Below are 10099 nucleotides of genomic sequence, written 5' to 3'. Positions count from 1 at the left end.
GGTGATGGCTTTGAACTAGTTCGTCAGCCAAATGGTAGCTCTGGACGACTCCAGACTGTAAATGCACTGCTCCCACGGACTCTTCCTGGAGTACCTCGCCGTCTACCGTACCTGGCTGTAAATGTGCGCGGCTGATCGAGCCTGCTGCAAGATCGCTCCCCTTCACGCCGCCCTCTGGCAGCAATCCTTCCTGCTGCAACTCGGTGGATAAATGCTCCACTTTCACCGCGCCGACACTGATATGACGTGAGCCTACAGCACCTTCCGCGATGTGGCTGTCTGACACGATGGCTTCGCCCAAATGACGGGACTCCACTTGACCAGATGCCAGATGATGGCTTTGAACTAGTTCGTCAGCCAAATGGTAGCTCTGGACGGCTCCAGACTGCAAATGCGCCGTCGCCACGGACTCTTCCTGCAGCACTTCACCATCTACCGTGCCTGGCTGCAGATGTGCGCGACTGACCGAGCCTGCTGCCAGATCGCTCCCCTTCACACCGCCCTCCGGCAACAAACCTTCTTGCCGCAGTTCGGCGGACAAATGCTCCATTTTCATCGCGCCAACACCGATATGATGGGAGACTACCGCTCCTTCCGCGATGTGGTTGTTTGACACGATGCCTTCGCCCAGATGGCGGGACTCCACTTGGCCAGATGCCAAATGATGGCTCTGTACCACTTGTTCAGCCAAGTGATAGCCCTGGACAGCGCCAGACTGCAAATGCGCTGCTCCCACGGACTCTTCTTGCAGCACAGCGCTGTCTACAGCACCAGGGTGCAGATGCGCCCGGCTAATCGAGCCCACAGCCAGGTCGCTTCCCTTCACGCCGGCCTCCGGAAGCAAACCTTCTTGCCTCAGCTCGGCGGATAGATGCTCCGCTTTCATCGTGCCAGCACCGATATGACGAGCACCTACCGCTCCTTCCGCAATGTGGCTGTCCGCCACAATACCTTCGCCCAGATGGCGGGACTCCACTTGGCCAGATGCCAAATGATGGCTCTGTACCACTTGTTCAGCCAAATGATAGCCCTGGACAGCTCCAGACTGCAGATGCGCTGCTCCTACGGACTCTTCTTGCAGTACAGCGCTGTCTACAGCACCAGGGTGCAGATGCGCCCGGCTGATCGAGGCGACGGCCAGATCGCTTCCTTTCACGCCGGCCTCCGGAAGCAAACCATTCCGCTGCAGGTCAATAGATAAATGCTTTACCTGTACGGCCTGAGGACAAATCTGCCGGGAATCAACGGAGGAATCGGCTAGATGTTTCCCGTTCACGCTTTCTTCGCCGAGATGCTCCGACTTCACCAAGCCAGACGATAAATGGCGGCTTTCTATCGACTCCTCCGCCAAATGGTGGCTCTGTACCGCATCACTCTTAAGATGAGAAGAAGATACGGTTTCTCCTTGCAGAACATCTCCGTCCACAATGCCCGCCTGTAAATGGATGCGTTCAATCGCGCCTGCTGCCACATCCCTGCCGACAATTCCTTCCTCCGGAAGCAAGCCATGGTGCTGCAAGTCAGACGACAAATGCTCTAATTGCACCGCAAGTGGACGAATATGCCGGAAATCGACCGAAGAATCGGCCAGATGCTTCTCCTTCACGCTGCCCTCTGTTAAATGACGGGCTTCAATAACGGCTTCCGCCAAATGCTGGCCGTTGACCGACTCATCACTCAGATGGTGGGGCAACACCGATCGCGGCTGCAATTTCGATGAACTTACAGATTCTCTTTGCAGCACATCGCTATCTACCGCTCCTTCCTGCAAATGAACCCTGCTGACCGCTCCCGGTACAATATCCTTTCCTGCAATGCCAGTCTCCGGGAGCAGACCTCCCTGCCGCAGTTCAGCCGACAAATGCTCAACCTGCACCGCCTGGGGCTCAAGATGGCGGGACGCCAGCGAAGCATCGGCGATATGATTGCCGTTTACGCAACCATCAGACAGATGATGCCCTTCCACCGCGCCATTCGCGAGATGTCCGCCATGAACCGATTGCTGCGCCATATGCTTGCTTTGCACTGCGTCAGCCTGCAAATGAACCGATTGTACGGCATCGCCTTGTAATACGTCGCCATCTACAATACCTGCCTGCAAGTGAATTCGCTCAATCGCTCCCGGCGTAATATCAGCTCCGGCGATTCCCTCCTCCGGCAGCAGCCCTCTCTGCTGCAGCTCGGCGGACATGTGCTTTTTCTGCAAGGCTTGCAGTCGGATATGCCATGCCTCTACCGCCTCGGCAGCAATATGCTGCCCATCAACGGCCCCTTCCGATAAGTGGCGGGACTGTACAACACTGTCGGTCAAATGTTGACTCAGTACAGATTCCACGCTGATATGCTGCCGCTGTATGGCCTCCGGCTGCATATGCAGGGAACCGACAACACCCGTTTGCAGCACGGCGCCATCCACAGATCGCGGCTGAAGATGTTCTCGGCCTACTGAGCCTGGCATCAAGTTATCTCCGCTGACTCCGCCCTCGGGAAGCAATCCATCGCGGCATAATTCCGGGGCTAAATGAGCAGCCGTAATGGCTTCGGGGCTTAAATGCCGCGATTCCAGCACTGCGTCGCCGATATGCCGCCCCTTAATGACCTCTTCGCCCAAATGTTTATCCTGTACAGCGTTCTCTCTTAGCTTGGCAGCCGTAACCGAACTATCTTCCAACGCTTTTTCCGTTACCGAACCATCCGAGTAATGATGCCCCTTCAGTATGCTCGTACCGAGATGCCTGCTTGTTACGGATTCCGTCGCAATATGCTCGGATAATACGGCTCCGGGTGCCAGCGCGTCGCTCTGGACGGCCTCTCTCGATATATGCCTGGTCAAAACAGAAGCGGGAGCGAGCTTGGAGGAGACTACGCTTCCTTCGGCGAGTTTGGAGACCGTTACAGCCAAATCGTTAATTTTATCGCTTGTGACGCATTCGGGAGACAGTTTCAGCGAAGTAATGGAGTGATCCTGCAAATGGTGGGTGAATACGGCCCCATGGCTGATATGCTCCTCCTCGACAGCTCCCGGCTGCAGTTGGGTTCCCCCGACACTCCCTGACGCTAAATGAGCTGTATGAATGGATCCGTGAGCCAGATGGTAAGAATTGATCGCTGCAGCATCGATAGCCTTGCTCGTCACTGCCCTGTCCGCGATTTTACTTTCGGTGATGCTTCCATCCTTGAGTTTCTCGGAGATGACTGCCCCCTTCTGGATGTGTGGCGTTGAAATGGAGTCTATCGCCAAATGCTGATCCCTGATTTCCCCGTCGCCGATTTTGTCTCCGGTTACAGCTTCTTGCGCTATATGCCACTCCTCGATGACATAGGACGCGATATGATCTCCCTGTATAGATTCAGCCGCAATATGCTGAGACTTCACCGTACTAGGGGCCAGTTGAGCTGATTGAACCGAACCGTGGGCAAGATGCCTGGCCAATACGGCTTCATCCGCTATTTTCTGTGGTAAAATACTTTGGTCGGCAATTTTAGAGGAGGTTACCGCCTGCTCGACAATTTGCATCGTCCCCACTGATTGATCGGACAGCTTCGTCGAAAGAATGCTGCGATCGGCCAGATGCTTGCCTTTGATTTGCCCTGCTCCGATATGCTCCTCCCCGATGCTGCTTGCACGGATGTGTACCCGGTCAATCGATTCCGGGGCAAGATGCTCGGACTGGATGGCATTCTCCTTAATATGCTGCGGTGCGATGATTTTGTTCTCCAATTGCTCCGTCCCCACGCTAGAGAATGACAGCTGTTCTTTGCCGATCAATCCGGGAGCTAAATTGCGCACATTGATCGCATCCTCGGCTAAATGGCGGCTTTGAATAGCACCGTCCTGAATTTTCACCCCGGTGACGGCACCGTCCCGCAGCTTCGAAAAGGTGATGGACTGGTCCGCAAGCTTGGAGTTATCGATGACTCCGTTGGCCAAATTTATCGTTTGAATGCTGCCGCTCATAATCTTATCTGAGGTCACAGCTTGATCCTGCAGCAAATCCGTAGTCACGATCCAATCGCTCAAGTGGCGGCTCTGAATCGAATGATCGGCCAGCTTGTCGGCTACGATGATTCCGTCGGCCAGCTTATCCGAGGTAATGCTGCCTTCCTGGAGCTTCTCCCCGCTAATGGAACGATTCCTGATCGTCCTTCCTTCGATAGAGCCGTCGACCAAGTGCTCGCCTGTAATCGACTCGGGTGCGATTTTGGATGAGGTCACCGCCCCGTCGGCAATCTTGAGGCCCTGGACCGCATAATCAGCCAACCAGGCCGTGCCAATCGTTCCATATTTGATCCGGGAAGCATCGATCGTATAGGGAGCGATTTTCGGCCCTGTTACAGCGGAATCCCTCAAATCGTTCGTATAGACGATCCCTTCGTTATTAAGCGGCGTCTTCTTCTCTGCCAAATGCGCCTCTAGATTAATGGTGGGTAACGACGCCCCGTCTCTGTCGCTCTTAAGCTCGATACTTGCCGTCGACGATGACTCCGCTGTGCCCGCTGATTCCTCCTCATCCTCCTCCTCGATAAAAAAATCGCCAGCCTTCACATCATCGTCAGGAGAATATATTGCAGGTGCGGCAGACTGATGGAGCCTCATGTCCTTTGTCTCGGCTCGCCGCTCGTTTATTTCCGCCTCCAGCAGTTTAAGCTCATTAATATCCGGATTATCCACGTAGTAAAGCGACTTTTTCGGTCTACCGCTTCTCGGGTTTCTGTTCTTCTTCAAGCCGTTCTCTCCTTTGCCCAGTAATTAAATCGTCTGTGGCATCATATGCGCATGACTAGGCACTTGTCACAGCAGCTTCTCTCCGAAATCAACCGTTAAATGCAGCGCTGAAAACAAAATAGCCCTAGCAAGATTGCTCTCGCTAAGGCTATATCCGGTTTAGTTACTGAGTTACGATAGAATTCAAGGAGGCGTAGGCTAAAGGAACAAAACCTTCCGCCGGCTCGCCTTGCGGGATATTCAACTCGAACGCATACCCCTGTCCATCCATTTCCTTGACAATATATTGTTGGGTCAAATTGTTTCCAGCAGCCTGCAAAAATACGGAAGTATCCGGCATGAACCTGTGCATGACCTCGCCTGTTATATCCTCAGCCTTGCCTGTCTTTGATAACTTCTCCTTCGCTTCCTGCTGCAGCGCATCCACATTGTAATCGGAAGGAAGCTTGGTAATTTTCACCATGTAATTCGAATCATAATTCATGCTCAATATATCCGACTGAGGATCAAAGGCAAAAATATCAAATACATAAAGCGCATACCCCTTGCCCTCAGCCAAATTGGCGGTCCGTTCTTCCTTCATCCCTTCGAGCTCGACTTCAAGCTGTTTGGTCGCGGGCAATTCTCCTAGTGATGGAGATTGTTCAGCCTTTACAAGCTTGGTAAGAACCAGCTGTTTCAGCGAATCATCGCCGGATACCGCCTTCTCAACGTATTCGAATTCAACCGTCTCATTCGGCGCCATTCCCTCGGCAATGGCAGAAATCGAGGCATCCATTTGAAATGCCGTCGGTTCCCCGTTTACTTCTATTTCTAGCGAATGATTATCCATCAACCCTACAAACCGGCCCGTCCCCTGCTTAGTTTCCTCAGTTCCGGCATCTTCGGGAGGCTTTGTCTCATCTTGTATTTGGCCATTCCCGTTATTAGGATTTGCCGGCGTTCCCGGTTGATCCTTCTTGCTGCAGGCGGATAGCGACAAGGACAAGACTAGCATCACTGCTGCTAAAATCGTCAACATTCTTCTGCTCTTATTCATTATGCACCTCCACTAACGATAACGATTTAAGCTCCCGAAATGTTGCACTTCTTATTACCCAAGCATAAACATACCCCCAGCCAATTAATGGCTGAGGGCGTCTGTAAGGCTTATTCATCGTTTGAGACAGCAGGCCTCGCAAGGAGCAGACATACGGTAATCAATAGGAATGCAATTAATGCCATAAAGGGAATCGTGATGAATCCCCACCAATTCAAATAATCGACATTGCACGGAATTCCTACCTTGCACGGCAGCAGTTGCGCCAAACCGGGAATTTTCTGTTGAGCGTAATGATAAATCGAGATAGACCCTCCAATTATGCTGAGCGGGAGGGTATACCCAATCATTCTGCGGTCATTGCGAAACGCGGCCATGCCAAGCAGAATAACGAGCGGATACATGAATATGCGCTGAAACCAGCACAACTTGCAGGGCTCATAATACAGTACTTCGCTTAAATACAAGCTTCCTGCAGTAGCTACCATCGAAACGAGCCAAGCGAGATAAATGCCATATTCCCTAAAAAAAGAACGCACAGGGCCTTGGACCATCCTACTCACCCTTCAATTCGTTTTCTATCACTTTCTTGATCTCGGTGTAGTCTCCAAAGTTCCCGTTATACGGCTTGCCGTTAACAAATATTGAAGGCGTACCCTGAACTCTGAGCTGGTTCGCCTTATTTCTATGCTCGTCCACTTCGTTCTGGTACGTCTTCTCCTCGATATCCTTGCGGAGCAGATCATAATCGACGTCGATGCTCTCCTTCTGCGCCAGTTCGACCAGATAATCGACCGTCGCCCACTGCTCTCTCTCGTCCGGTTGATTTTTGTACAATGCATCGAAATAGGTCCAAAATGCTTCGTTGCTTTGGTGATATACTGCTTGCGCTGCCAAAGCAGCCGTATCTGAATCCGGACCGATAAACGGATAGTTCATGAAATAGAAGGCAGCCTTACCCTGGTCCACGTAATCGCTTTGGATTTGCGGCTTGACGAGTTCGTTGAAGATACTGCATGCCGGGCATTTATAATCTCCAAATTCCACGATTTTAATAGAAGCGTTCGGATCCCCCAGCACCGGAAGGCTGGCATAATCAAACGACTCTGCTTTATCCGAGGGTTTCGTTGGGATCAGTAATACGATAATACAGAGCGCCAGCAGCACCCCAACTGTGGAAAACCAAATAATCCGTCTTTTCTTCTGTGCTTGATTCTGCTTCATTTGTTCTGTTTTTCGCTGCGCTAGCGTACTAGCTTGCTTCTTTGGTGGCATGTCATCCCCTCTTTCTTTAAATTTGCATAATCACATTATACAGTGTAACCAATCTAGTTACAAAGGAATGTTTTCGCTTTGCTATAATTGGGATTATAATACATAACATGAATATATTATACTATCATTATTAAAAAACATCTAACGCACACAAAGCTAGATTTGTATAAATGTAAATTCTAATATATAAAAAAAGACGGCCCGATAGACCGTCTTTCCTGTGTATAACCCTGGTTTATTCTTTACCCTCAGCACCATCAGCAGCCTCCGGCTCCGCCCCAGGGTCGTCCTCTGTCTCAGGTTCCGCCACACGCGGAAGCACGACAGAAGCAAGCACTTCATCCTCTAGGGCAATCAATGAAATGCCTTCAGGCAGCTGGACGTCGGCGGCAACCAGTTTATCCCCAGTACCAAGCGAAGTCACATCCACCTCGAGTCCGGTCGGCAGCGCATCCGGCAAGCCCTCTACCTCAAGATCCGTCGCTTGAATTTGCAGGATGCCGCCAACCTTCGCCCCTTCGGCCGTCCCATTGTAAATCAGCGGCACCTTGACGCGAATCGGTTTATTTTTTGATACCTTCTGAAAATCGACATGCACCACCTTACCGCCTCGCCGCTGCACTTCTTTTATCAAAACCGGAATGCCTTGAGCCCCGTCGATCCGCAGATCAAAAAATTCGGTGCGTCCCGTGCGGGCCACTTTGGCAAGCTGTTTCTCCTCCACGTAAATAGACTGGGCATCCGTTCCGCCTCCGTACACACTAGCGGGAATGCCCCCATTTTTCCTTAATCGGTTAAGTGAAGAGCGGGTAAACTCCGTCCTCTTTGAGACGTCTAAGTACTGTGTTCGTTGATTCGTACTCGCAGTCATACGTAACACCCTCCTCAATGTAGTGCCATGGCTGAAGCCACATTGTTATTTTACCCAAATCTCCGCTATTCCTAACGCCGCACCCCGATAATGCCTTATATGCAAAAAAAACCGGCGCATCCGCGCCGGCTGTACAGAAACCCAAATATATTGTGTTGGAAAAGCTGAAACCTGAAAGTACCTGATAAGCTTAGAATAGCATGGTTACTGATTGATGCCTCTGACAAGCTCTACGACTTCCTCAGCCGTGCTTAGCTGCAGCGCTTTAGCCGCCAACTCCTGCATTTCTGCTTTGGAGAGCTTGGCGATTTGCGAACGCGCAGGCAGGATCGAAGTAGCACTCATACTGAACTCATCCAGTCCTAGGCCTAGCAGCAGCGGAATTGCTGTAGAATCTCCCGCCATCTCTCCGCACATTCCCGCCCAGCGTCCTTCTTTGTGAGCGGCATCGATAACCATCTTCACCAAACGCAAAATTGCCGGGTTGTATGGCTGATACAAGTAGGAGACGCGCTCGTTCATCCGGTCGGCAGCCATCGTATATTGAATAAGATCATTCGTGCCGATGCTGAAGAAGTCAACTTCTTTAGCAAACTGATCGGCCAGTACGGCCGTTGACGGAATTTCCACCATAATCCCGATCTGGATGTTCTCCGATACGGACACGCCTTCGGCTGCCAGTTTATCCTTCTCCTCCAGCAGCAGGGCTTTCGCTTGACGGAATTCATCCAGCGTAGCGATCATCGGGAACATGATCCGCAGATCCCCGTAAACGCTAGCCCGCAGTAAAGCCCGAAGCTGCGTCCGGAAAATATCCGTCTGCTCCAGACAGAGACGTACAGCCCGAAAACCGAGGAATGGATTCATTTCCTTCGGCAAGTCTAGGTACGGCAGCTCTTTGTCGCCGCCGATATCCAGCGTCCTTACGACCACCGGCTTGCCTTCCATTTTCTCAAGCACCGTTTTATAGGCATTGAACTGCACTTCTTCCGATGGAAGCTCCGTCCGGCCCATGTAAAGGAACTCCGTACGATATAGCCCTACGCCTTCGCCGCCGTTATCCAGTACGCCAGCCACATCGTTTGGCGTTCCGATGTTAGCCGCCAGTTCAACGTGAACCCCGTCGCGGGATACCGTCGGAACCTCGCGCAGCTTCTTCCACTCTTCGATTTGCCGCAAATGCTGGTCGCGTTTCGCCGTGTACTGCTCTACAACCTCAGGCGAAGGATTCACGATGACAGTTCCGTCCAGGCCATCGACGATAAGCAGATCGCCGTTGTTCACTTGGCTCAGCACGTCCTTCGTTCCGACGACCGCCGGAATTTCGAGGGAACGAGCCATAATCGCCGAGTGAGAAGTACGGCCGCCGATATTCGTCGTAAAGCCTTTTACGTACTTGCGGTTAAGCTGCGCTGTGTCCGAAGGCGTTAAGTCCTCCGCTACTACGATAACCTCTTCGCTGATCTCAGCAGGATTCACGTAACTCAATCCGAGCAGGTGAGTCAGCACGCGCTTCGTAACGTCTTTCATATCCGCCGCGCGCTCCTTGAGATAGTCGCTCTTCATGTTCTCGAACATGGAGATGAACTGCTGCGCGGTTTCGTTCAGTGCAAATGCAGCGCTGACTTTGTCCGTATTAATTTTATCCCGTACAGGCGTTAGCAGCTCAGGGTCGTTCAGAATAAGCAGATGCGATTCGAAAATCTCCGCCTTCTTCTCCCCCAGCTCTTGAAGCGTCCGTGCTTTAATCGCCTCAAGCTCCTGCTGCGATTTTGATAAAGCTTCGTCCAGGCGAGCGTTCTCTGCCGCAGGGTCCTCGATCACCTGGTGCTTTACCGTATAATCAGGGTGCTCCAGTTTGAATACCGGAGCAATCGCCACACCTGCCGATGCAGCAATCCCTTTGATGTTAAGCATTTACTTCGCCTAACCCTTCATTAACCATTACGTCAGTGAGCGCTTGAAGCGCTTCTGCGGCATTGTCTCCATCGACAGTCAACGTAATGAGATCGCCTTTTTCAAGACCCAGGGATAGTACGCCAAGAATAGATTTCAAAGTTACTTTTTTGCCGTTAGCTTCCGCGAATACTTCAGCTCCGCTGAATTTATTTGCCGTATTTACCAGTGCTGTAGCCGGGCGTGCATGAATACCGTCTTCATCCGTAATTCTGAATACTTTTTCCATGGT

At 51.7% G+C, this 10099-nt stretch carries 7 protein-coding genes; all 7 read right to left on the bottom strand.

Annotation, left to right across the window (positions count from 1 at the left end; genetic code table 11):
• A partial coding sequence (locus tag ACYUJT_RS25260; RefSeq protein WP_460327655.1) for a hypothetical protein occupies positions 1 to 4726 on the bottom strand: 4726 nt, incomplete at its 3' end.
• Positions 4727 to 4889: 163 nt separating this feature from the next.
• Complete coding sequence (locus ACYUJT_RS25255; RefSeq protein ID WP_460327653.1) at positions 4890 to 5765, bottom strand: hypothetical protein; 876 nt, start codon at positions 5763 to 5765, stop codon at positions 4890 to 4892.
• Between the two features lie 110 nt (positions 5766 to 5875).
• Positions 5876 to 6319 carry a disulfide oxidoreductase gene (locus tag ACYUJT_RS25250; RefSeq protein WP_460327651.1) on the bottom strand — a complete coding sequence of 148 codons (444 nt, stop codon included), beginning with the start codon at positions 6317 to 6319 and terminating at the stop codon, positions 5876 to 5878.
• A gap of 1 nt (position 6320) precedes the next feature.
• On the bottom strand, positions 6321 to 6989 hold the full coding sequence (locus ACYUJT_RS25245) for a DsbA family protein (RefSeq protein ID WP_460327649.1): 669 nt from the start codon (positions 6987 to 6989) through the stop codon (positions 6321 to 6323).
• 286 nt (positions 6990 to 7275) lie between these two features.
• Positions 7276 to 7911 carry a 50S ribosomal protein L25 gene (locus ACYUJT_RS25240; RefSeq protein ID WP_460327646.1) on the bottom strand — a complete coding sequence of 212 codons (636 nt, stop codon included), beginning with the start codon at positions 7909 to 7911 and terminating at the stop codon, positions 7276 to 7278.
• A gap of 204 nt (positions 7912 to 8115) precedes the next feature.
• Complete coding sequence (gene ptsP / locus ACYUJT_RS25235) at positions 8116 to 9828, bottom strand: phosphoenolpyruvate--protein phosphotransferase (protein WP_460327644.1); 1713 nt, start codon at positions 9826 to 9828, stop codon at positions 8116 to 8118.
• Entirely contained in the window at positions 9821 to 10096 is a 276-nt protein-coding gene (locus ACYUJT_RS25230) for an HPr family phosphocarrier protein (RefSeq protein WP_155610719.1), read from the bottom strand. Before ACYUJT_RS25230 ends, ptsP begins: the two co-directional genes overlap by 8 nt.
• Positions 10097 to 10099: the final 3 nt, after the last annotated feature.

The organism is Paenibacillus sp. YSY-4.3, from assembly GCF_054767475.1.
The sequence above is the reverse complement of the archived record's forward strand: the minus strand, read 5'-3'. Positions and strand labels throughout refer to the sequence as shown.

What these genes read in the sequence shown, in the direction of transcription:
- ptsP (WP_460327644.1), bottom strand. Translation starts at nt 9,828, where the DNA reads ATGCTTAACATCAAAGGGATTGCTGCATCGGCAGGTGTGGCGATTGCT.
- ACYUJT_RS25245 (WP_460327649.1), bottom strand. Translation starts at nt 6,989, where the DNA reads ATGAAGCAGAATCAAGCACAGAAGAAAAGACGGATTATTTGGTTTTCC.
- ACYUJT_RS25240 (WP_460327646.1), bottom strand. Translation starts at nt 7,911, where the DNA reads ATGACTGCGAGTACGAATCAACGAACACAGTACTTAGACGTCTCAAAG.
- ACYUJT_RS25230 (WP_155610719.1), bottom strand. Translation starts at nt 10,096, where the DNA reads ATGGAAAAAGTATTCAGAATTACGGATGAAGACGGTATTCATGCACGC.
- ACYUJT_RS25255 (WP_460327653.1), bottom strand. Translation starts at nt 5,765, where the DNA reads ATGAATAAGAGCAGAAGAATGTTGACGATTTTAGCAGCAGTGATGCTA.
- ACYUJT_RS25250 (WP_460327651.1), bottom strand. Translation starts at nt 6,319, where the DNA reads ATGGTCCAAGGCCCTGTGCGTTCTTTTTTTAGGGAATATGGCATTTAT.